We start from the raw sequence: 22709 nt of genomic DNA, 5'->3' as shown, positions 1-22709 counted from the left end.
GGGGGGGGGGGGGGGGGGGGGGGGGGGGGGGGGGGGGGGGGGGGGGGGGGGGTGCGGGGGGGGGGGGGGGGGGGGCCGGGGCCCCCCCCCCCCCCGCCGGTGTGCAGCCTGGGTCAGCCGGCCAGGACGGCCGCCAGCTGGGCGACCGCGTGGTCGATTTCCTCCTCGGTGACCACCAGCGGCGGGGCGAGGCGGATGGTGGAGCCGTGGGTGTCCTTGGCCAGCACGCCGCGCTCGGCGAGCCGCTCGCACGCCTCGCGGCCGGTCATCAGCGCCGGGTCGATGTCCAGGCCGGCCCAGAGGCCGCGCCCGCGGACCGCGACCAGGCCCTTGCCGATCAGATCGGTCAGGCCGGCGTGCAGCCGGGCGCCGAGCTCCGCCGAGCGCCGCTGGAACTCGCCGGTGGCCAGCAGCCGGACCACCTCGGTCCCCACCGCGCAGGCCAGCGGGTTGCCGCCGAAGGTCGAGCCGTGCTGGCCGGGCTTGAGCACGCCGAGCACGTCGGCGTTGGCGGCCACCGCCGAGACCGGCACGATGCCCCCGCCGAGCGCCTTGCCCAACAGGTACATGTCGGGGGTGACGCCCTCGTGGTCGCAGGCGAAGGTCGCACCGGTGCGGCCCAGCCCGGACTGGATCTCGTCGGCGATGAAGAGCACGTTGCGGTCGGTGCAGACCTGCCGTACGCCCGGCAGGTAGCCCTCCGGCGGCACGACGACGCCCTGCTCGCCCTGGATCGGCTCGAGCAGCACGGCGACGGTGTTCTCGTCGATCGCGGCGGTCAGCGCGGCCAGGTCGCCGTACGGGACCACGGTGAACCCGGGGGTGTACGGCCCGAAGTCGGCGCGGGCGTCCTCGTCGGTGGAGAAGCTCACGATGGTCGTCGTCCGGCCGTGGAAGTTGCCCTCGGCGACGACGATGTTGGCCTGCCCGGCCGGCACGCCCTTGACCTGGTAGCCCCACTTGCGGGCCACCTTGATCCCGGTCTCCACCGCCTCGGCGCCGGTGTTCATCGGCAGCACCATGTCCTTGCCGCACAGCTCGGCCAGCTCCCGGCAGAAGTCGGCGAACTGGTCGTGGATGAACGCCCGGCTGGTGAGGGTGAGCCGGTCGAGCTGGGCGTGGGCCGCGGCGATCAGCTGCGGGTGCAGGTGGCCGAAGTTGAGCGCCGAGTAGCCGGCCAGGAAGTCGAGGTAGCGCCGGCCGTCCACGTCGGTCAACCAGGCGCCCTCGGCCGAGGAGATCACCACCGGCAGCGGGTGGTAGTTGTGCGCGGTCCAGCGCTCCGCGTTCCGCACCGCGGCCGGAGTCTGCAGCATGTCGTCGACGATCACTTGCTCGCCTTTCCCTGTCGGAGCCGCAAGGTGCAGCACTTCGGTCCGCCGCCGGCCTTACGCAGCTCCGACAGGTCGACACCGATGGTCTCGTAGCCCCGGCCGCGCAGCGCGGCGGCCAGGTCGGTGGCCTGCGCCGGCAGCACCACGTGCCGCCCGTCGCTGACCGCGTTCAGCCCCAGCACCTCGGCGTCGGCCATGGTGGCGTGCACCGCGTCGGGGAAGAGCCGGCGCAGCACCGCCCGGCTGCCGGGCGAGAAGGCCTCGGGCAGGTACGCCACCGTGCGCTCGTCGAGGACGGTCAGCGCGGTGTCCAGGTGGTAGAAGCGCGGGTCGACCAGCTGCATGGTGATCACCGGGTAGCCGAAGACCTCCTGCAACTGGGCGTGCGAGGCGTGCGCGGTGCGGAAACCGGTGCCGGCCAGCAGGTAATCACCGGCGAGCAGGACGTCGCCCTCGCCCTCGTTGACGTGCTTCGGGTCGTGCAGCTCGAAGCCGGCGGAGTCGAACCAGGCCCGGTAGGCCGGGGCCTCGTCGGCGCGCTGCGGGTCGCGGAACTGCACCGCCATCGCCTTGCCGTCGATCACGGTGCCGCCGTTGGCGGCGAAGACCATGTCGGGCAGGCCGGGCACCGGAGTGATCTCCTCGACGGTGTGGCCCAGATCGCGGTAGACCTGCCGCAGCTGCTCCCACTGGCGGATCGCCAGCTCGGTGTCGAACGGCGCGGTCGGGTCCATCCACGGGTTGATCGCGTAGTCCACGGCGAAGTACGTCGGCCGGCACATCAGGTAGCGCTGGCGGATGGCGTCCATCGTCATTGTCCTGCTCCCAGGGTCGGGCGCGCCCGGCCACCGTGGCCCACGGGCTGGCGCCGTTGTTCAACGTTATGCGGCGCTGGCGGCAGGATCCACCACTGAGAGTTGCACAGGGCGACTGTTCGTTGCGTGTGGGCGGTCAGCGCCGTCGGATCGTTGCGTTCGGGCCCGACGGGTGCGGTGGGAGCGGTCCGCAGCCAGGGGCGGGTCGGGTTCGGCGGCCCGCCGGACCGGTCCCGGAAAACACTTCAGGGGCGGCGAACCGCCGCCCCTGAAAGGGTGCTGCCCGGCTGGTGAACCACCAGGCTGGTCGGGCTGCGCCGGTGCATCACCGGCGCTTGTCGCCGGCGCACCGCCGGCGAGCGGGACAGTGCCCGCTAGAACCGGTCGACAAACTGTGAGTCAAGCCACTCGCGGAACCGCTGGACCCAGTCGCCGTCGGTGGTCGGCCAGTCGAACTGGCCGGTCATCGCCAGCACGCCGAGGACCACCGCGCCGAGGCCGAAGACGATGCCGAAGAGCGCGTCGGTCTTGCCGGCGATGTGCCGCCGGCGGGTGGCGGAGAGGCCGAGCACGGAGAGCACCGCGCCGACCGCGCCCAGCCCGATGCCGTAGCCGGCGAGGGTGCCGGTCAGCACGAAGAGGGCGCCGGCGACGCCGATCACCAGGCCGAGGGTGGCGAGCAGGCTGGCCCGTGGCTTCGGGCCGCGCTCCACCGGCGGCTCCGGCTCGGCGCGCTCCGCGGCGGGGCTGACCGGCCGGTCCCGGTCGGCGTCGGGCCGTACGGTCCGGTCCGGGTCGACGAGGGACGGGCGGTCGGTCGTCCGCTCCCGCGTGTCGGTCGGGTCGGGCCGGGCGCCGGTGTCGGTCGGCCGGGCGGTGGCGGCGCGGGCGACCGCGGCACGCTCCGCCGCCCGCCGCTCCGCGTCGCCGAGCGGCTCGCCGGTGGGCGCGGCGCTGCTGCGGTACGTCGTCTGCTCGCCGTCCCGGTCGGCCACGGACTGCTGGGCCGAACCGGTCGTCGCGGGCCGGGCGGCGTCGACCCGCGTCGAGTCGTCCGCGCCGGCGGCGACCGGGGCGTCACGCCCGTCGACGCGTCTGTCCGGGTTCTCGTCCCGCGTCGGCGCCGGCTCCGATCTGCGCGACAGCGAAGGAATTCTGACCACAACACACCTCCTGATGGAATGCGGGGGTGGCCGTGGAACGGGTGGCACCCACGCGGTACGTCCTCAGGAAGTACCCAGGTGGGCGTTTTTCGACACTGCGGGGCGCGCGACGGTGGGGCCGCCGGCGAACCGACGGCCCCACCGCTAGCTGGTCGGTCAGGCGGGCACGGTCCACTTCTGGTTCGCGGCCCCGGTGCAGCTCCAGATCTGCGTCGCCGTGCCGTTGGCCGAGCTGTTGCCCAGCACGTCCAGGCAGCTGCCGGCGGTGGCGCTGACCAGGTCACGTGCGGCCGTCGCGGTCCAGCGTTGGTTCGCCGCGCCGGTGCAGGTCCAGATCTGCACCCGGGTGCCGTTGGCCGTGGCGTTGTCCCGGACGTCGAGGCACTTGCCGAGGGCCCGGACGGTGCCGTCGGCGCCGAAGGTCCACTGCTGCGCGGCGGTGCCGTTGCAGTTGTACAGCTGGACCGGGGTGCCGTCGGCGCTGCTGGCCGCGGCGACGTCGAGGCACTTGCCGGCGAGCCCGACGACCGGGCCGGTGCGGCCCCCGCCGCCCGACTGGCTCCCCGACCAGGTGAAGGTGGCCGTGGTCCGGGCCGGCAGCGAGTAGGTGAAGGACTGCCCACCCCAGACCACCTTGACCGACTGGGTGCCGGTGCCGCCGTTGTGCGCGATCAGCGCCTTGGAGCCGTCCGGGTTCACGTACGCCACGTTCGGCACCGTGCCGTTGGCGGTCGAGTCGATCCGGTACGCCCCCGGCCGGACGAACTTGGTCAGGTGCCCGGTGGTGTAGTACTCGATCGTGTAGTCGACCTGGCCGGCCCGCGGGCCGCCCTCCTGCACGGTGACCAGGCCGGTGCAGACGTCGCAGCCGCCGTTGTGCGGGCCCATGCTCTGGTTGAGCGCGAGACTCCACTTGACCAGGCTGCCGCTGTAGTTCCGGGCGTAGTTGACGATGTCGGCCAGGTCCTCGTTGTGCTGGTTGCCGATCCAGGTGCCGCCCGAGTGTTCGGTGCTGAACTGCCGCACCGACGGGTACTGGTTGCGCACCTGGGTGCCCACGGCCGGGTCGCCGAAGTAGCCGTGCCAGGCGATGCCGCCGAAGAGCGGGTCGTTGCGGATGCCGGCGTCGGCCAGCAGCACCGCCCCGAAGTTCGGGTAGTCACCGTAGTTCCAGTCGTGCACCAGCACCTTGGTGCTCAGCCCGGCCGCCCGCAGCGCGGGGTAGAGGTGGTTCTTGGTGAACTCGACCAGGCCGGGGCCGTTCCAGCTCATCCCGGGGTAGTTCATCGCCGTCGGGTTGGCGGCCTGGCAGCAGTTCGGCTCGTTCTGCACCGAGAGGTAGTTCACCGCGATGCCGGCGGCCTGGTACGTCTGCACGTACTTGACCAGGTACTGGGCGTACAGCGGGTAGTACTCCCACTTGAGCCAGCCCATCTGGTCCATCCGGCCGTTGTCCTTCATCCAGCCCGGCGCGCTCCACGGCACCCCCATCACCCGCAGCGCCGGGTTGAGCGACCGGGCCTGCGCGGTGAGCAGCCGGACGTTGGTGTCGTAGCCGTTGGCGTAGAAGTCGTTGAGGTCACAGCAGGTGTCGTCGAGGGAGACGTGCCCCGGGCGGGAAAGGTCCGAGGCGCCGATCGGGTTGCGGACGAAGGAGAGTCCGATGCCGTCGGTCGGGGAGAAGAGCTTGCGCATCACGTCGTCGCGGGTCGCGGCGCTGATCGGGCCGCCGCGGAACAGGTAGGCGGTGGTGTCGGTGATCGACGCGCCGCCGCCCTCGAACTGCTGGTAGCGGGTGTTCTCGTTGACCGTGATGGTGTGCGTCGCGCCGCCGCTGGTGGCGGCGAATGCGGTCGGCGTCTGCTGCTGGAGGCCCCGGGTGACCTGCCGGCCGCCGGAGTCCGAGGTGGTGGTCAGCCAGACGTTCACCGGCTCGTTGGCCGCGACGGCCGGGGGTGGCAGGGCGAACGCGGCGGCGGCCGTGGCGGTGCCGAGCGCGAGCAGGCCGGCGCCGATCGACCGGCGGCGGGCCCGTCGGCGATGGCCCGGTGATGGGGGTACGGCGGTGGTGGGCATGCGTCTTCCTCTCGCGGGGGTGGCGGGCGGTGGGGACGGACGGCCCGAGCGAAGCGCGCGCTGATGTTCCGGATTGCCCCGACCTGTCGGCATCCGTGAATACAGTTAATATTCCTTAGTAATAGAAGTCAATGACTGCCTTCGTGATCGTTGCGGCCCGGTTCGCGCCCACCTCGAAGCGATCCGCCGACCCGGCCAGGGCGCACTCGGCGGCGGAGGTGGCGGCCGGCCCGAACCCGGTTACGCTTGCTGGTCGTGCCAGAGGGACACACCATTCATCGCCTGGCGGCCCGGCACGCCGAGCTGTTCGCCGGCGACAAGGTGCACGCCAGCAGCCCGCAGGGCCGGTTCGCCGAGGGCGCCGCCCGGCTGACCGGCACCGTGCTCGAGAGCACCGAGGCGTACGGCAAGCACCTGCTGCACCACCACGCGAACGAGCTGACCCTGCACGTGCACCTCGGGCTCTACGGGAAGGTCACCGACGGCGCCGGCGAGCCGCCCGAGCCGATCGGGCAGGTGCGGCTGCGGTTGACCAGCGACCGGCACTGGCTCGACCTGCGCGGCCCGACCGCCTGCGAGCTGCTCACCCCGCCCGAGGTGGCGGCGCTGCGGGCCCGGCTCGGCCCCGATCCGCTGCGCGCCGACGCCGATCCCGAGCGGGCGTACGCCCGGATCTCGCGCAGCTCGACGCCGCTGGCCGCGTTGCTGCTGGACCAGTCGGTGGTGGCCGGCACCGGGCTGATCTTCGTGACCGAGGCGCTGTTCCGGGCCGGGCTGTCACCGAGGCTGCCCGGCCGGGGGCTCGACCGGGCCGGCTGGGATCGGCTCTGGGCCGACCTGGTGACCCTGATGACCCAGGCGGTGCGGCGTGGACGGATCGACACCGTGCGCGACGAGCACCTGCCGGAGGCGATGGGCCGGACGCCGCGGGTCGACCGGCACGGCGGTGAGGTGTACGTCTACCGCCGCCCCGGCGCGCCCTGCCACCTCTGCGGCGCCGAGGTGTGCCGGGGCGAGTTGGCCGGGCGCAACCTCTACTGGTGCGCCACCTGCCAGCCCGGCTGACCGTCGACCAAGCCGTTCACCCGGGCCGACGTTCGCGCGCCGGGCCGCCTAACCGTCCGGTGTCCGCGCGCCGGGCCTCGCCCGCTCACTCTTCGCCGAGCAGCCAGCGGACCACCTCCAGGTGGCCCGGGAAGACCTGCCCGTCGGCGATGCCCCAGGCCAGCGTCTGGCCGACGGTCCAGCCCCGCGCCCGCTCCCGGTCCAGGCCCAGCTCCGCGCTGAGCCGGTCCAGCCGGTAGCGCACGGCGGCGGGGGAGTGGCCCAGCTCGGCCCCCCGGATGATCGGAGCCAGCGCGAACTCCCGCTCGCCGGCCAGCGGTTTCGGGTCGATCACCAGCCATGACTCCCGGGTGGCCCGCAGCACGTTGCCGGCGTGCAGGTCCTGGTTGACCAGCACCTGCTCGCCCTGGTCGTCGACCAGTTCGGCGAGCCGGCCGAGCGCCGCGTCGAGCAGCCGGCGCTCGTACGGCCGGCCGGCGCGCTCCCACTTTCCCGGCAGCCGCTCCGCCCAGCCGGCCGCCTCCTGCGCCAGCGACCGGAACTCCGCGCCCGCCGGCACCCAGAGCCGGGGCAGCAGCCCGGCGAGGACGGTGACCGCCTCGGGCGCCGGCACGTCGGACAGCGGTGAGCCCGGCACGCACCGCTCGACCAGCAGCGCCCGCCGCCCGGGGTCGTGCCCGAGCAACCGGGCCGCGCCCACCCCCGCCCAGCGGGCCAGCGCGGCCGGCTCGTGCTCGCTCTCCGCGTCGGGGTACTGGAGCTTGAGCACCGCCGGCGTACCGTCGGGCAGCTCGGCCGGCACCGCCAGCGAGGCGAAGGCGTACGGGAACGGCGGCCCGATCCGCAGCGACCAGCTATCGACGCATTCCGCGAGCCGGGTGGGCAGCTCGGCCAACCACTCCCGCCCCGCCGCCGTGCCCCGCACCCAGCCCAGTCCGTCCGGGATCCGCAACTCACCGGTCATCCGGACATCCTCGGCCCGGACCGGCGCGGGCGTACAACCCTTTCCCGCCGATCGTCGTCTGTAGGGGGGAACCGACGGAGGTAACCGGATGCCGGACGCATCGGAACAGGAGTTCGTCGAGTACTTCAGCGCGCGGCTACCGATGCTGCAGCGCCTGGCGTACTCGCTCTGCGGCGACGGCGACGAGGCCGACGACCTGGTGCAGGAGGCGGCCACCCGGCTCTTTCAGCGCTGGTCCCGGGCGTCGCGCGCCGACCACATCGACGCGTACGTGCGGGCGGTCGTGGTGCGGCTCTTCCTCGACAGCCGGCGCAAGGGATGGTGGCGGATCCGGCTCTTCGCCGCCCCGCCCGACGCGCGACACGCCGAGGACGGCGGCGTCGAGGACCGTACGGTGCTGCGGGCGGCGCTGGCGCAGGTGCCGCCGCGCCAGCGGGCGGTGCTCGTGCTGCGGTTCCTGCACGACCTGCCGGTGGACGAGGTGGCCCGGACCATGGGCTGCTCCGCCGGGACGGTGAAGAGCCAGACCGCGCACGGTCTGGCCGCGATGCGCCGCCTGCTCGACGGCGCGGACCTGGTGGAGACGACGAAGGGGGCAGCGCGATGACGGCGGACGAGGACCGGATCGTCGATCTGCTGCGGCGGCTCGATCCGGAACCGGTCCGGCCGGTCCGGGTCGATCTGACCGCCGCCGTGCACGAGGCGCGCCGCCGACGGCGCAGCCGTCGGACGATGAGCGTGTCGGCGGCGGGGCTGGCCGTACTGGCGGCGGTCTCCGTGCCGCTGGTGGTCGGCGGCGGGCCGTGGCCGTCGGCCGGGCCGGCGTCGCAGCCCGCGTCGCCGTCCACCTCGGGGAGCGCGTCCGCCACCATCGTGCCGCCCGCCACCACCGCGCCGGGCGGACCGACCGCCTGCACGGCGCAGCCGCTGCCGGTACCCGGCGGGCACGCCAAGAGCCTGGTGACCGGCGGTGACCCGACCGGTCGGTTCCTGGCCGGCCGGTCGTATCCGGGGGACGGCCGGGGCAACCCGGTGATCCTCTGGGACGGCGACCGGGCGCGTGAGTATCGGCTGCCCGGCTCGGACCAGCGGATGGTGGACGTGAACGCCGCCGGTGTCGCGGTCGGGTCGGTCTACCTCGACGACCGGCCGCAGCCGTACGTCATCCGGAACGGCCGCCCCGCCCGGCTGCCCGGCCTGGCCTCCGGCGAAGCGACCGCGGTCAGCGCCGACGGCCGGATCGTCGGCGCGCGGCAGGTCGGCGACCGGCAGCGCCCGGTGCTCTGGTCCGACCCCGACACCGCAGCCGTCGACCTCCCGCTGCCGGGCCCGAGGTGGGAGGGGACGGCCATCGGCGTCGACTCCGCCGGCACGGTGGTCGGGAAGATCCACGACGGTCCGAGCGGGGTGACCCGTACCGCCGTCTGGCGCGCCGGCGGCGCGGGTCCGGAACTGCTGCCGGCGCCGTCCGTCGAGGGCGGCCCGGCCAGCGAGTTCGTGGCGCACTCGCTGCGCGGCGGCTGGATCACCGGGGTCGCCTTCCGGGACGAGGGAAAGGTGCGGCGGATCTACCCGGCCCGCTACCACCTGCCCACCGGCCGCTACGAGCCGCTGCCGAGCGGCGTCAGCCCCAGCGCCGGCAACGGGCGAGGCTGGGTGGTCGGCCCGGTGGACCGGATGGACGCCGGGCTGGTCACCGACGCCGGCACGCTGCGCCTGCCCGACCTGGACGGACGCACCGGCCGGTACGCGGCCCTCGCGGTGAGCGTGAGCGACGACGCAGGGGTGATCGGCGGCCAGCTCGACGTCGAGCCGGGCCAGAAGGGCCTGGTGATGCGGGCGATCCGCTGGAGCTGCCGCTGACCGCCCCCGCTGCGCCGGTCCGGACGACCCGGATCGGCGCAGCGGGCGCGCGGGGCGGGACGGCCGGCGTCAGCGCAGCCGGCGGATGTCGCCGTACGCCCGGTAGAAGCCGCCCCGGCCGGACTCCCGGACCTCGCTGACCAGGTAGCGGACCCCGGGCTCACGGATGCCCTTCGGGAACTGCACCGACCAGTCGCGCCGGTAGCCGCCGGAGACGACCTGCACGCGCAGCCGGCCCCGGTCCTGGACGCACTGCACCACCACGCCGCCGTCGACGTCGCTGGTCACCTCGACGGTGGACCAGGCCGCCGGCTCCGGCAGCCGGGCCGGGGCCTTGACGTCGACCACGTCCGGCACGGTGCCCGCCTCGGCGGCCCGGATCGCCGGCTCGCTGGCGTCGATGCAGGCGAGGTAGCCGCCGGTGGTGACCACGTAGAGGCGCTCCTCGTGGTACTGCATCGAGTAGGCCGAGCCGCAGCCGGTGCCGAGCTTCCACAGCCGGGTGCCCGCCGCGTCGAAGCAGTAGATCGAGGACTGGCTGTCGCCCGCGAAGACGTACCGGCCGCCCGCGGCGGTGGCGCAGGAGAAGACCGGACCGTCGCACCGGTAGGTCCGCTCGGCGCGGCCGTCCTTCGCCAACCGGACCACCTCCCGGGAGCCGGTGCCGGCGAACACCGCGTCGCGCTCCTGCCAGCCGAAGAGCACCGAACCGGTGCGGGTGTGCCACAGCTCCTTGCCGGTGCGCCAGTCGTAGCCGGTGACGCCCTGCGAGTGGCCGTGGTAGAGCGCGTCGTCGTCGCAGCGCACCATCCAGGCGGACCGGCCACGGCCCGGCCGGCGCCAGAGGAACTCGTCCTCGTGGTCGATCGCGGCGATCCCGCCGTCGGCGTCGGACACGCCGAGCACGCCGTCGTGGATGTCCAGCCAGTAGATGTCGATCTCGGGGGCGATGGCGTACGCCACCCGGGGCACCTTGCCGGAGAGGTCGTAGACGTTGCCGTCGTCGCAGCCGGCGTAGATCCAGTCGTCGTCGGCGACGATGCACTTCACCCCGTCGGGGAGGCGGACCTGCCCGAGCACCCGGGCGTCGTGGCCGAGCGTGGTGATCACGCCGTGCTCGTTGCCGACCATGCAGTTCTGACCGTCGACGAAGATGCCGAACGCGGGCGCTCCCGAGTCGTAGCGCCAGAGCACCGGCGCGGTCCGCGCGGTCGAGCGGGTGCTGACGATCTGCCGCCGGGAGACCGACCGCTTCTGCCGGACGCCGGGCACCGCCGGGGCGTACCCCTTGCGGATCTTCTCACCGATCTTCTTCGCCGCCGCCGCGCGGGCGCGGGCGTTGTCCGCGTAGCTGGCGGTCTTGACCTGGCCCTGGTCGCCGATCCGGCCGTAGCGGACGGTGAGGGCGGCGTCCTCGACCACCACCTCGTAGAACTTGTGCGCGCCACCGTCCACTTCGGACAGTTCGAGGTAGGTCGTCTCCTGGGACATGGGGGTGCCTCCGGGTGGGGTGGGCGACCGAGGGATCGCCGGCGTGACAACGCGAGAACGCTAACCACCGCCCCCGACAGAATCCGGGCGCCGAGGTCGGCCTCCTGCCGACGACCACCGCGCCCGAGGGCGACGGCGCGAGGACTCAGCGGCCGGAGGCGTGCAGCGCGTCGACGGCCTTGCGGGCGGCGATCAGCACCGGATCCCACACCGGGGAGTACGGCGGGGCGTAGCCGAGGTCGAGCGCGGTCATCTCGTCCACCGTCATGCCGTTCCAGAGCGCCACCGCCAGGGTGTCGATCCGCTTGGCCGCCTCGGACCAGCCGACGATCTGCGCGCCGAGCAGCCGCCCGCTCGGCTTCTCGGCGATCAGCTTGACCGTCATCGGCCGGGCGCCCGGGTAGTAGCCGGCCCGGCTGGTCGACTTGGCGACCACCGAGACGAACTCGAAGCCGGCCTCGCTCGCGTCCCGCTCCCGCAGGCCGGTCCGACCGACCTCCAGGTCGCAGACCTTGGTCACCGCCGTGCCGATCACCCCGGCGAAGGTGGCGTAGCCGCCGCCGATGTTGATCCCGGCGACCCGGCCCTGCTTGTTGGCGTGCGTGCCGAGCGGCACGTGCACCGGCATCCCGCTGACCCGGTGCAGGGTCTCCACGCAGTCGCCGGCAGCCCAGACCCCGGGCAGCCCCGGTACCCGCATCCGCCGGTCCACCCGGATCGCGCCGGTCGGCCCGAGCGGCACGCCGGCAGCCTCGGCGAGCTGCGTGTTCGGGCGTACGCCCAGGCCGAGCACCACCACGTCGGCCGGGATCGGCCCCTCTGCGGTGACCACCGCGCTGACGCGGCCGTCGCGCTCCTCGATCTCCTCCACCGGGAGCCCGGTGCGGATGTGGATGCCCAGCCCGGTCATCGCGTCCGCGACCAGCTCGGCCATGTCGCCGTCCACGGTGGACATCGGCTGATCGGCCTGTTCGACCAGGGTCACCGAGAGGCCCCGCAGGATCAGCGCCTCGGCCAGCTCCACGCCAATGTAGCCACCACCGACCACCACCGCCCGCCGCGGTCTCGGGTCGCTCTCCAGCCAGTCGCGCAGCGCCGAGCCGTCGTCCAGGGTCTGCATCCCGAAGACGCCCCCGGCGCTGGTCTTCGCCCAGGGCGGCTTGACCGGCAGCGCGCCGGCGGCGTAGACCACCTCGTCGAAGCGCTCCCGGACCTCGCCACCGCCCTCCAGGTCGCGGGCCAGCACCTCGCGGCGTTCCAGGTCGATCGCGGTCACCTCATGCCGCATCCGCACGTCGATGTCGAACTCGGTGCGGAAGGTCGGCGGATCGCGGGCGATCAGGGCCTCCGGCTCGGGCACCAGTCCGCTGATCCAGTACGGGATGCCACAGGCCGAGTAGGAGGTGAAGTGCCCCCGCTCGAACGCGATGATCTCCAGGTCGGAGCGGTCGCGGCGGCGGCGTGCCTGGGACGCCGCCGCCATGCCGGCGGCGTCCCCGCCGATGACGATCAACCGTTGCGCCACGAGTTCATCCTGTCACGCTGCGATCAACCGCGGGTCTGGCGTGCCACGTCCTGCACCACGTCGGTGAGCCGCCCGCTGCGGGCGAACACGGCGCGCTGGCGTGCCGCGCCGCTGCCGTGCCGGCGCAGCGCACCGAGCAGGTCGGTCACCTGGGCCCAGTCGCCGTGCTGCTCGATCGCCGGCCGGACCCGCTCGACGAGGCGGTCCAGCAGCTCCCAGGCCGGCCGGACCTCGCCGGTGGTCATGTCGACCCCGTCGCCCTCCAGCCCGTCGTGGGCCGCCCGCCAGTGCGCGGCGACCAGCAGGTGATGGTCGGTCCGGATCGCCGGACGGCCGCTGGCGATGTCGTCGATGGCGGTCGCCACCAGGGCCCGTACCAGCGCGGCGACCAGCACCGCGTCGTCCACCGACGGGCAGACGTCGCCGATCCGCAGCTCGACCGTGGGGTACTTCGCGGAGAGCCGGGCGTACCAGTAGAGCATCCCCTCGTCGAGCATCACCCCGCTGGCGATCAGCTGCCGGATCAGCCGCTCGTAGTGCTCGTGCGACTCCAGGTACGGCGTCGGCGCCACCGACGGCCAGCGCTCCCACTCCACCGAGCGCCAGCTCGCGTAGCCGGTGTCCTCGCCCCGGGCGAACGGGGAGTTCGTGGTCACCGCGTGCAGGATGGGCAGCCACGGCCGGACGTGGTTGAGCACCTGCACGCCGGTCTCCGGGTCGGGGATGCCGACGTGCACGTGCATGCCGTTGTTGCCCGGCCCGGGCACCAACAGCCGGAACCGCTCGATCATCCGGTCGAAGCGGGGCTTGTCGACCACCGGCGGCACCGGACCGTCCACCGGGCCGGTGCCGATGGCGAGCAGCCGTACGCCGGCCCGCTCGGCCGCGTCGGCGAGCGCGCCCCGCAGCACGCCGAGTGAGTGCCGGATCGAGGAGAGTTCCAGCCCGGGCGGGCTGCCGATCTCGATCTGGCTGGTCTGGAACTCGCGCTCCACCTGGCCGCGCAGCTCCGCCGGCACCTGCTCCATGACGAGGTCGACGGCGGGCACCGCGGCACCGGTGTGCGGGTCGACGAGCAGGAACTCCTCCTCGACGCCCACCGTGAGCAGGTCGGTCCCGTCGGCCGTCCCGCTCGGCGCCTCCGCCAGCTGGCCGGTCATCGCCATCACCGTCCGTTCCTGCCGGCTGCGGTCCGTCCGCGCCGGTCGTTCGGATGGTTACCCACCGTGGCGATCGCTGGAAACGCGCTGCCGGCGCGTCGGCCGCGTGTCGCGCTCAAGTGCAGGCGTGACAGCGGGTCCTAGGCTGGGCGCCGTGTCAGGACCGTGGGGGATCGCGCTGGGGCTCTGGGCGTACGCCCTCACCCAGCTGACCCTCCTCGCGGACCGGCCGGCGGCCCTGCTCGCCGGTGCCGCGCTCGGCGCGGCGGTGCTGCTCGCGAGCCTGCTCGCGGCACGCGCCCTCGTCCTCGGCGCCGCGCCGCGCACCATCCGTCGGGCCGCCGCGCTGCGGGCTCGTGCCCGGCGCCGCCGGGTGCCCCGTCAGGTCGACCCGGACGCCCCCGGTCGAGCGCGTCCCCGGGCTCCCGGCGCCCGCCCCTCGGCCGCGTAGCACCGTCAGGCCGCGCGGCCGATTCCGCCGTCATCCGTCCCACCTGGGCCTGCGCGCCCGGTCGGGACCACCCGGAATCGCAACCGAGGGACACCCATGCTCGCCTTCGCACCACTGCACGCCGCGGTCGGCGCCGCCGGCTCCGCGCTCTCCGCCCTCACCACCCTGCTCGAACCGCTCGCCGGTGGCGCGGCCACGGCCGCCGCGATCGTGCTCTTCACCGTCGCCGTCCGCCTGCTGATCTCCCCGCTCACCGTCGCGCAGGTCCGCGGGGAGCGCCGCCGCGCGGCGCTCGCCCCGCAGGTACGCGACCTGCAGCGGCGGTGTGCGGACGACCCGGCCCGGTTGCAGAGCGAACTCTTCGCGCTCTACCGGTCGGCCGGCGCCAACCCGGTCGCCGGCTGCCTGCCGGTGCTGCTCCAGGCGCCCTTCCTGCTGGTGATGTATCGGCTGTTCAGCACCACCGAGGGCGGCACCGGGCTGCTCGACGAGCGGCTGGCCGGGGTGCCGCTCGGCCACCATCTCGGCGACGGGTTGGCCGGCGCGGCCGGGCCGCTCTTCGCCGTACTGCTGGCGGCCCTGCTGGCGCTCGCCTGGTGGACGTCCCGGCGGATGCGCCGGGCCTCGGCCGCCGCCGACGCGACGCCGCCGACCGGAACGGCCGCCATCGGCCCGGTGGCCCGGACCGGCGGGGCCGAGCGCGACGCGTCGGCCGAGGGCGTGGGCGCGGCGCTGGCGCGGTTGCTGCCGCTGCTGCCCTACGCCACGGTGCTGGTGGCGCTGGTCCTGCCGCTGGCCGCGGTGCTCTACCTGGTCACCACGACGGCCTGGTCGGCGCTGGAGCAGGCCGTCCTGCGCCGGCCGCGGGCGGTGCCGGCCGGTGCGGACATCGATCGACGTTGACAACTGTCCCGAGGGGACGTACAACTCGTGAGAGAGCGCTCTCTCGCCCGTCCCCGCAGAGAGGCACAGTCATGAGAACTGCCCCGGCGGCGTCCGCCGCCCCGTCCGCACGACGCCGGCTGCGGCTGGCGTTCGCCCTGCTCGCCACCGCCACCACCGCCCTGGCCGGGATCACCATGACCGCGCACGCCGCGGTGCCCCCGCCGCCCTCCGGCTGGAGCCTGGTCTGGAGCGACGACTTCACCGGCGCGGCCGGCACGTTGCCGTCCTCGGCCAACTGGATCATCGACACCGGCACCAGCTATCCCGGTGGCCCGCCGAACTGGGGCACCGGGGAGATCCAGACCTACACCAACAGCACCGCCAACGTCAGCCACGACGGTGGCGGCAACCTGCGCATCACGCCGTTGCGCGACGGCTCCGGCCGCTGGACCTCGTCCCGCATCGAGACGGTCCGGAGCAACTTCAAGCCCCCGTCCGGCGGAGTGCTGGCCATCGAGGGCCGGATCCAGATGCCGAACGTGACCGGCGCGCAGGCTGCCGGCTACTGGCCGGCGTTCTGGGCGCTCGGCGCGCCCTACCGGGGCAACTACCAGAACTGGCCGGGCATCGGCGAGTTCGACGTGATGGAGAACGTCAACGGGATCAACTCGGTCTGGGGAGTGCTGCACTGCGGTGTCGCGCCCGGCGGGCCGTGCAACGAGTTCAACGGGCTCGGCGCCTCCCGCGCCTGCCCGGGCAGCACCTGCCAGTCGGCGTTCCACACCTACCGCTTCGAGTGGGACGCCGCGGCCAGCCCGCAGCAGCTGCGCTGGTACGTCGACGGGCAGGTCTACCACACCGTCACCCAGTCCCAGGTCGGCGCGACGTACTGGAGCCAGATGACCTCGCACGCCGGCTACTTCCTCCTGCTCAACGTGGCGATGGGCGGGGGCTTCCCGAACGGGGTGGCCGGCTCCACCACGCCGACCGCCTCGACCGTGCCGGGCCGACCGATGCTGGTCGACTACGTCGCGGTCTACAGCCGCGGTGGCGGCAGCACCCCGCCGCCGACCGACCCGCCGCCGTCCGGCGTGCGTGACGCCTACGCGACCATCCAGGCCGAGTCGTTCAACGGCCAGAACGGCGTGATCGTCGAGGCGTGCAGCGAGGGCGGGCAGAACATCGGCGCGCTGCGCAACGGTGACTGGGTCCGCTTCGACAACGTCGAGTTCGGCTCCACCCCGCCCCGCGACTTCGTGGCGAGGGTCGCGTCCGGCGCGGGTGGGGGTGTGAGCGGCCTGGTCGAGGTGCGGTTGGGCAGCCCGACCGGTGCGACGATCGGCAGCTTCGCGATCGGCAACACCGGCGGCTGGCAGAGCTGGCGCTCGGTGCCCGGCAACGTCGCCGCGGCCACCGGCCGGCAGACCGTCTACCTGACCTTCTCCAGCGGCCAGCCGAACGACTTCGTCAACGTCAACTGGTTCACCTTCCGCCGCTGACCCCGGTCGGGCCCCCGTGACCGCCGTGCGGGGGCCCGGCCGGCCCCGGCGGGCAGCCGCCTCTGGACAGAAACAGTTAACAGTCTTAATAATAGGCGCCAACGTTGATGTCCGTGGATGTCCGCCCGGATGCGGAGGGTCGTATGAAGCGTTCCAGATCCCTTGTCCTGTCCCTGGTCACCCTGCTGGCCGCCACGGTCGGCGCGGCCTGGGTGGCGCTGCCCGCATTCGCCGCCGGAGCCACCGCGACCTTCGTCAAGACCTCCGACTGGGGCTCCGGTTGGGAGGGGAAGTACACCATCACCAACGGCGGCGGGTCGACCGTCAACGGTTGGAACGTCACCTTCGACCTGCCGGCCGGCACCACCGTCGGCAGCTACTGGGACGCGCTGCTCACCACCGCCGGCCAGCGGCACACCTTCACCAACCGGTCCTGGAACGGCAGCATCGCGCCGGGCGCCTCGGTCTCCTTCGGCTTCCTGGGCAGCGGCCCCGGCAGCCCGGCCAACTGCCAGCTCAACGGTGCCCCGTGCGGCGGCGGCACCCCGCCGACGACCCCACCCCCGACCACGCCGCCGCCGACCACCCCACCGCCGACCACCCCGCCGCCCACCGGCAGCCTGCCGAAGCACCTGCTCACCGGGTACTGGCACAACTTCGACAACCCGGCCGTCGAGCTGCGGTTGCGCGACGTGCCGGCCGAGTACGACCTGGTGGCGGTCGCCTTCGCCGAGGCCACCTCGACTCCGGGCGCGGTCACCTTCGCCGTCGACCCCGGGCTCTCGGCCGCGCTGGGCGGCTACACCGACGCCGACTTCGCCGCGGACGTCCGGACCCTGCAGAGCCGGGGCAAGAAGGTGATCATCTCGGTGGGTGGCGAGACCGGCCGGGTGGCGGTCAACGACCCCGCCTCCGCCGCCGCGTTCAGCGACACCGTCCACGCGCTGATCCAACGGTACGGCTTCGACGGGGTCGACATCGACCTGGAGAACGGGCTCAACCCGACCTACATGGCGCAGGCGCTGCGCTCGTTGCGGGCGAAGGTCGGCACCGGCCTGATCATCGCGATGGCGCCACAGACCATCGACATGCAGTCACCGGCCGGCAGCTACTTCAAGCTGGCACTCGACATCAAGGACATCCTCACCGTGGTCAACACCCAGTTCTACAACTCGGGCGCGATGCTCGGCTGCGACAACAACGCCGCGTACGCCCAGGGCACGGTGAACTTCATCGTCGCGCTGGCCTGCATCCAGTTGGAGGCCGGGTTGCGCCCCGACCAGGTCGGGCTCGGGCTGCCCGCCGGGCCCGGCGCGGCCGGTGGGGGCATCGTCGCACCCAGCGTGGTCAACGCCGCCCTGGACTGTCTGGCCCGGGGCACCAACTGCGGCAGCTTCCGCCCGCCGCGCACCTACCCCGGCATCCGGGGCGCGATGACCTGGTCGGTCAACTGGGACGTCAGCAACGGCAACGGCTTCGCCCGCACCGTCGCCCCGCACCTCGACACCCTGCCCTGAGCGCTCGCCACGGCCGGGCCGTACGCGGTCAGCGACCGGCGGTCACCGACTGCCGGTCGCGCCGCCGGCCGCGGCGGCGGATCTTCTTCACCACCCACCACCCGATCAGGATCGCGAAGAGGGCGATGATGCCGTAGTCGAACCAGCTGCTGTACTGCTCCAACTGCTGCCACCGGGAGCCGAGGGCGTAGCCGCCGCCGACCAAGATCGCGTTCCAGATCCCGCTGCCCAGCGTGGTCAGCACGACGAACTCGGGCAGCGGCATGCGGTTCGTGCCGGCGGGGATCGAGACCAGGCTGCGTACCACCGGCATCATCCGACCGAAGAAGACCGCCCAGCGGCCGTACCGCTCGAACCAGCGGTCGGCGCGCTCCAGGTCGTCCAGGTCGACCAGGGGCAGCCGGTCCAGCCAGCGCTTCAGCCGGTCCTCACCGACCACCGCGCCCAACCAGTAGAGGACCAGCGCGCCGATCAGTGAGCCGGCGGTCGCCGCGAGCGCCACCACGAAGACGTTGAACCGCCCCTCGCCGGCCAGGTAACCGGCCATCGCCAGGACGATCTCACTCGGGATCGGCGGGACGATGCTCTCCAGGGCGACCAGCAGGGCGACGCCCAGGGCGCCGGCAGAGTCGATCACCCCGGCCACCCAGCCGGTCAGCCCGCCGAGTCGGCTCGGGTCGACGTTCTCGGCGAGCGGCATGGCGATCCTTTCCACGGCGGAGGGGATCGGATATCTGTACCCCGCCGCGCGCCGGGCACACCTGCCGGCTCAGTCCGACGGATGCAGGGCCGCGTCGGCCGGTCCCACCCGCCAACCGGTGAAGTGGACCGCCAGCCCGCCCCGGGTGGGCGAGCAGCAGAACGGGCCGGCGAACACCTCGGCGTCGGGCGCCAGCGGGGCGAGCCGGACCAGCCGCCACGGCTCACCGGCCACCCGGGCCCGGACGGTCAGCGCGTCGCCCGAACGGCTGGCCCGGACGGTCACCTCCCGCCCGGCCCACTCCGGCACCGGGGCGACCGACCAGTCCGAGACCTCCCGGGTGACCACCGCGCCGAGCTGCGGCTGGCCGTCGCTGACCTCCACGCCGGCCTTGATCCAGTTCCGCTCGTCGGTGCGGACCAACACGCCGGCCTGGTCGAACTGCTCGGTGAAGGCCAGCCGGAAGCTCACCTCGACGGCCGTGCCGGCGCCGAACGCGGCGAGCAGGGCCGGCCCGTCGTCGTGCACGAAGCCGTAGCTGGTGTGTCGCCAGAAGTCGCTGCCGGCCGCCGGCTCGACCACCAGGTGCCCCTCCGGCGTGCCGTCGGCCCGGACCGGTCGGTGCAGCCAGCTCCCGGAGGACCAGTCGATCGGCTCGGTGTCGGTCGTGTCGCGCATGACCGGCACCGTACCGGCGTCGCGCCGCAGGCGTTTGCCGGGCCGGCGTCGTGCCGCAGGCGTTTGCCGGGCCGGCGGATCGGAGAAGGTAACCGGGCATGGGTGACAGGTGGTACTCCGAGGCCGTCGTCTACTGCCTCGACATCGACACGTACGTGGACTCCGACGGCGACGGGGTCGGCGACATCCGGGGCCTGATCGGACGGCTGGACTACCTGGCCCGGCTCGGGGTGACCTGCCTCTGGCTCAACCCGATCCACCCGTCGCCCAACAAGGACGACGGCTACGACGCGACCGACTTCTACAACGTCGACCCGCGCTTCGGGACGCTCGGTGACTTCGCCGAGCTGCTGCACCAGGCGCAGAACCGGGGCATCCGGGTGATCATCGACCTGGTGGTCAACCACACCTCCGACCAGCACCCGTGGTTCCAGTCGGCCCGCTCCTCGCCGGACTCGCCGTACCGGGACTGGTACGTCTGGGCCGACCAGGAGCCGGAGGACCGTCACCAGGGCATGGTCTTCCCGGGCGAGCAGCACGAGACGTGGAGCTACGACCGGACCGCCAAGGCGTGGTACTACCACCGGTTCTACAAGTTCCAGCCGGACCTCAACATCGAGAACCCGAAGGTGCGCGAGGAGATCAAGAAGATCACCTCGTTCTGGCTCCAGCTCGGCGTATCCGGCTTCCGGATGGACGCGGTGCCGTTCATCATCGAGCAGACCGAGCCGGGCAACCCGAACTCCCCGAAGGACTTCGACTTCCTCACCGACCTGCGCCAGCACGTGCAGTGGCGGCGCGGCGACGCGGTCCTGCTGGCCGAGGCGAACGTCGAGCCGGATCAGCTGCCGGTCTACTTCGGTGACGGAAACGGGTCGGGCAACCGGATCCACATGCTCTTCGACTTCATGCTCAACGGCCGGCTGATGCTCGCTCTCGCCAGGGAGGACCCGGAGGCGATCATCGACGCGCTGCGCGACACCCCGACGCTGCCCGTGGGCGGCCAGTGGGCGACCTTCCTGCGCAACCACGACGAGATCGACCTGTCCCGGCTCACCGCCGACCAGCGCAACGACGTGTTGGCGAAGTTCGGCCCGGACGAGGAGATGCAGCTCTACGGCCGGGGCATCCGGCGCCGGCTCGCCCCGATGCTCGGCAACGACCGGCGGCACATCGAGCTGGCGTACGCCCTGCAGTTCTCGCTGCGCGGCACGCCGGTGCTGCGCTACGGCGAGGAGATCGGCATGGGGGAGGACCTGTCGCTACCGGGGCGCGACGCGATCCGTACCCCGATGCAGTGGTCGTACCAGCCCAACGGCGGGTTCTCCAGCGCCGAGCCGGAGAAGCTGGTCCGCCCGGTGATCGACAAGGGCGACTACGCGTACGACAAGGTGAACGTGACCGCCCAGCGCAGGGACCCGCGCTCCCTGCTCAGCTGGTTCGAGCGGATGATCCGGACGCTGCGCGAGGCCCCGGAGATCGGGTCCGGCTCGACCACCCACATCGACGTGCCGATGCCGCCGGGCGTGCTCGCGCACCGCGCCGACGGCCCGAGCGGGACCATGGTCTTCCTGCACAACCTCGGCACCGAGGACGTGGAGGTAGACCTGAGCACGCTGGAACCGGAGGCGGACCTGCCGATCGACGTGCTCACCGACCGGGGCTACGACGAGGTCGGCAAGCTGGACCGCCTCAAGCTCGCGGGCCACGGCTACCGGTGGATCCGGCTCTGCCGCAGCCGGTCCTTCTGAGGATGCGCGGCGGCCGTCGGGCCGTCCGGCGGGCACTGATCCGGCGCGTACCGCTGGGTTAAGCTCCTTCGATCGACCCCAAGTTACCGGGAGGTAATCATGTCGGAGGAGCCCCGCGTCGCCATCGTCACCGGAGCCGCGCGCGGAATCGGCGCGGCCACCGCTCGCCGGCTCGCCGCTGACGGCCTGGCGGTCGCCGTGGTCGACATCGAGGAGTCGGCGACGAAGGAAACCGTCGACGCGATCGCCGCCGCCGGCGGTCGGGCGCTCGGCGTCGGCGCCGACGTCGCCCAGCGGGATCAGGTCGAGGCGGCGGTCGAGCGGGTCGCCGCCGAGCTGGGCGCGCCGACCGTGCTGGTCAACAACGCCGGCGTGCTCCGCGACAACCTGCTGTTCAAGATGACCGACGCCGACTGGGACACCGTGCTGGGCGTGCACCTGCGCGGCGCCTTCCTGTTCAGCCAGGCCACCCAGAAGCACATGGTCGAGCGGAAGTGGGGTCGGATCGTCAACCTGTCCAGCACCTCGGCGCTGGGCAACCGCGGCCAGGCCAACTACTCCACCGCCAAGGCCGGCCTGCAGGGGCTGACCAAGACCCTCGCCATCGAGCTGGGCCCGTTCGGGGTCACCGTGAACGCGGTCGCGCCCGGCTTCATCGTCACCGACATGACCGCGGCGACTGCCGCCCGGATGAAGGTCGAATTCGAGGCGCTCCAGCAGCACGCCGCCGCGGAGATCCCGGTCCGCCGCACCGGCCGGCCGGAGGACGTCGCGCACACCATCTCGTTCCTGGTCAGCGAGGGCGCGTCCTTCGTCTCCGGCCAGGTCATCTACGTCGCCGGCGGCCCCAAGGACTGACCGGCCGCGCCAGCCCGCCCGATGGCCGCTCCGCACGGGGCGGCCATCGCGGTCTCCCGGCCGGGTGTCAGGCGGGGGAGCGGCGGGTGCGCCAGAGCCAGTAGAGCCCCAGGATCGGGAGGACCAGCGGGATGTAGCCGTACCCGCTGCCGAACTCCGACCAGACCGTCTCGTCGGGGAAGAGCTCGGCGTCCACCAGGCTGAGCACGCCCACCGCGAGCACGCCGACCAGCTCCACCGAGCAGCAGGCCAGCGCGATCCGCCGGCCGGTGTGCCCGGCGCGGGCCAACCCCACCGCAGCGACGATGTAGATCACCGCGGCCAGCGCGGAGAGCAGGTAGGCCACCGGCGCCTCGTCGAACTTCGTGGCGAGTTGCAGCCCGGCCCGCGAGGTCGCGGCGATGGCGAAGAGGATGTAGACGGCGATCAGCAGCCGGCCCGGTCCCTTGTTGGTCCCGCGCCGGGTCGCGGAGGTCTCAACCACCGAGCACCTCCCAGGTCTGCTGGAGCCGGACCACGACCACCGGGGTCACCAGGCAGACCGCGCAGACGATCCCCGAGCCCCAGCGGGTCGGCTCCATCCGGGCCAGCACCCAGGCCAGCGGCGGCAGGCAGACCAGCGTCACCAGGTAGCCGAAGAAGGCGCCCGGCTCGCCCGGCCGCTCGCCGCCGCCGAGCGCGACCAGCGCCACCACGGCCAGCGCGAGCAGCGCCAGCTCCAGCAGGGCCAGCCCGATCAACTGCGCGCGGTCCGGCGGCCGGTTGCGCGCCGCGCACACCAGGGCCCACAGCGCGAGTACGAGCGACAGCACGATCGACACGGTGGCGAGGACGCCGTCCACCGGCGAACCCGCCGCGGTGGCGGTCATCGGGACCACCCGGTCCTTGGCTCGGTCACCGGCACAGCCTACTAA

Annotated in this window: 21 protein-coding genes; 9 read left to right on the top strand and 12 right to left on the bottom strand. The window is 73.3% G+C overall.

Annotation, left to right across the window (positions count from 1 at the left end):
- Nucleotides 1-113: 113 nt before the first annotated feature.
- The 4 genes from rocD to ACIBBA_RS20845 form a co-directional block, all read right to left on the bottom strand.
- Nucleotides 114-1316 (bottom strand): ornithine--oxo-acid transaminase, encoded by a 1203-nt coding sequence (rocD, locus tag ACIBBA_RS20860; RefSeq protein WP_396699426.1) that lies wholly within the window; start codon nt 1314-1316, stop codon nt 114-116.
- Nucleotides 1317-1327: 11 nt separating this feature from the next.
- A complete protein-coding gene (ddaH, locus tag ACIBBA_RS20855) occupies nt 1328-2143 on the bottom strand; it encodes a dimethylargininase (RefSeq protein WP_396699439.1) in 816 nt (271 codons plus the stop codon).
- A gap of 380 nt (nt 2144-2523) precedes the next feature.
- Nucleotides 2524-3312: a thrombospondin gene (locus ACIBBA_RS20850; RefSeq protein ID WP_396699424.1), complete on the bottom strand. Its 789-nt coding sequence runs from the start codon at nt 3310-3312 to the stop codon at nt 2524-2526.
- A gap of 156 nt (nt 3313-3468) precedes the next feature.
- Nucleotides 3469-5388 carry a ricin-type beta-trefoil lectin domain protein gene (locus ACIBBA_RS20845; RefSeq protein ID WP_396699422.1) on the bottom strand — a complete coding sequence of 640 codons (1920 nt, stop codon included), beginning with the start codon at nt 5386-5388 and terminating at the stop codon, nt 3469-3471.
- Nucleotides 5389-5643: 255 nt separating this feature from the next.
- On the opposite strand from ACIBBA_RS20845, the gene ACIBBA_RS20840 reads away from it, so the two are divergent.
- Entirely contained in the window at nt 5644-6453 is an 810-nt protein-coding gene (locus ACIBBA_RS20840; protein ID WP_396699420.1) for an Fpg/Nei family DNA glycosylase, read from the top strand.
- An 85-nt stretch (nt 6454-6538) separates the two neighbouring features.
- Here ACIBBA_RS20840 and ACIBBA_RS20835 read toward each other — a convergent pair whose 3' ends face one another.
- On the bottom strand, nt 6539-7417 hold the full coding sequence (locus ACIBBA_RS20835) for an aminoglycoside phosphotransferase family protein (RefSeq protein WP_396699418.1): 879 nt from the start codon (nt 7415-7417) through the stop codon (nt 6539-6541).
- A gap of 88 nt (nt 7418-7505) precedes the next feature.
- Here ACIBBA_RS20835 and ACIBBA_RS20830 point away from each other — a divergent pair, with 88 nt between their 5' ends.
- Nucleotides 7506-8024, top strand: coding sequence for a SigE family RNA polymerase sigma factor (locus tag ACIBBA_RS20830; RefSeq protein ID WP_396699416.1), 519 nt, complete (start codon nt 7506-7508; stop codon nt 8022-8024).
- Entirely contained in the window at nt 8021-9280 is a 1260-nt protein-coding gene (locus ACIBBA_RS20825) for a hypothetical protein (protein ID WP_396699414.1), read from the top strand. The genes ACIBBA_RS20830 and ACIBBA_RS20825 overlap by 4 nt, the downstream gene beginning before the upstream one ends.
- A 69-nt stretch (nt 9281-9349) precedes the next feature.
- On the opposite strand, the gene ACIBBA_RS20820 is transcribed toward ACIBBA_RS20825, so the two are convergent.
- The 3 genes from ACIBBA_RS20820 to ACIBBA_RS20810 all read right to left on the bottom strand — a co-directional run bounded on the left by ACIBBA_RS20820 (nt 9350) and on the right by ACIBBA_RS20810 (nt 13456).
- Complete coding sequence (locus ACIBBA_RS20820; RefSeq protein ID WP_396699412.1) at nt 9350-10771, bottom strand: WGR domain-containing protein; 1422 nt, start codon at nt 10769-10771, stop codon at nt 9350-9352.
- 145 nt (nt 10772-10916) lie between these two features.
- A complete protein-coding gene (locus ACIBBA_RS20815) occupies nt 10917-12296 on the bottom strand; it encodes an FAD-dependent oxidoreductase (RefSeq protein WP_396699410.1) in 1380 nt (459 codons plus the stop codon).
- A gap of 23 nt (nt 12297-12319) precedes the next feature.
- Nucleotides 12320-13456, bottom strand: coding sequence for a glutamate--cysteine ligase (locus ACIBBA_RS20810; protein ID WP_396699408.1), 1137 nt, complete (start codon nt 13454-13456; stop codon nt 12320-12322).
- A gap of 154 nt (nt 13457-13610) precedes the next feature.
- Between ACIBBA_RS20810 and ACIBBA_RS20805 the strand changes: the two genes are divergently transcribed.
- The 4 genes from ACIBBA_RS20805 (at nt 13611) to ACIBBA_RS20790 (ending at nt 17808) form a co-directional block, all read left to right on the top strand.
- Nucleotides 13611-13907 (top strand): DUF6412 domain-containing protein, encoded by a 297-nt coding sequence (locus ACIBBA_RS20805; protein WP_396699406.1) that lies wholly within the window; start codon nt 13611-13613, stop codon nt 13905-13907.
- A gap of 96 nt (nt 13908-14003) precedes the next feature.
- On the top strand, nt 14004-14810 hold the full coding sequence (locus tag ACIBBA_RS20800) for a YidC/Oxa1 family membrane protein insertase (protein WP_396699404.1): 807 nt from the start codon (nt 14004-14006) through the stop codon (nt 14808-14810).
- Nucleotides 14811-14881: 71 nt separating this feature from the next.
- A complete protein-coding gene (locus ACIBBA_RS20795) occupies nt 14882-16291 on the top strand; it encodes a carbohydrate-binding protein (RefSeq protein WP_396699402.1) in 1410 nt (469 codons plus the stop codon).
- A gap of 143 nt (nt 16292-16434) precedes the next feature.
- Complete coding sequence (locus ACIBBA_RS20790) at nt 16435-17808, top strand: chitinase (RefSeq protein ID WP_396699400.1); 1374 nt, start codon at nt 16435-16437, stop codon at nt 17806-17808.
- A 28-nt stretch (nt 17809-17836) separates the two neighbouring features.
- Here ACIBBA_RS20790 and ACIBBA_RS20785 read toward each other — a convergent pair whose 3' ends face one another.
- Both ACIBBA_RS20785 and ACIBBA_RS20780 read right to left on the bottom strand, forming a co-directional pair.
- On the bottom strand, nt 17837-18508 hold the full coding sequence (locus ACIBBA_RS20785; protein ID WP_396699398.1) for a DedA family protein: 672 nt from the start codon (nt 18506-18508) through the stop codon (nt 17837-17839).
- A gap of 69 nt (nt 18509-18577) precedes the next feature.
- Entirely contained in the window at nt 18578-19186 is a 609-nt protein-coding gene (locus ACIBBA_RS20780; protein WP_396699396.1) for a DUF1349 domain-containing protein, read from the bottom strand.
- A gap of 98 nt (nt 19187-19284) precedes the next feature.
- Here ACIBBA_RS20780 and ACIBBA_RS20775 point away from each other — a divergent pair, with 98 nt between their 5' ends.
- Entirely contained in the window at nt 19285-20937 is a 1653-nt protein-coding gene (locus ACIBBA_RS20775) for an alpha-amylase family protein (RefSeq protein ID WP_396699394.1), read from the top strand.
- 99 nt (nt 20938-21036) lie between these two features.
- A complete protein-coding gene (gene fabG / locus ACIBBA_RS20770) occupies nt 21037-21795 on the top strand; it encodes a 3-oxoacyl-ACP reductase FabG (RefSeq protein ID WP_350871746.1) in 759 nt (252 codons plus the stop codon).
- A gap of 67 nt (nt 21796-21862) precedes the next feature.
- Here the strand turns inward: fabG and ACIBBA_RS20765 are convergent, their stop codons facing one another.
- Nucleotides 21863-22279 carry a hypothetical protein gene (locus ACIBBA_RS20765; protein WP_350871747.1) on the bottom strand — a complete coding sequence of 139 codons (417 nt, stop codon included), beginning with the start codon at nt 22277-22279 and terminating at the stop codon, nt 21863-21865.
- Complete coding sequence (locus ACIBBA_RS20760) at nt 22272-22664, bottom strand: hypothetical protein (RefSeq protein ID WP_350871749.1); 393 nt, start codon at nt 22662-22664, stop codon at nt 22272-22274. Before ACIBBA_RS20760 ends, ACIBBA_RS20765 begins: the two co-directional genes overlap by 8 nt.
- Nucleotides 22665-22709 lie beyond the last annotated feature (45 nt).

The sequence above is a fragment of the Micromonospora sp. NPDC051006 genome, from assembly GCF_044456245.1.
Classification (GTDB): domain Bacteria; phylum Actinomycetota; class Actinomycetes; order Mycobacteriales; family Micromonosporaceae; genus Micromonospora.
This window is presented reverse-complemented; position numbering and strand designations above follow the sequence as displayed.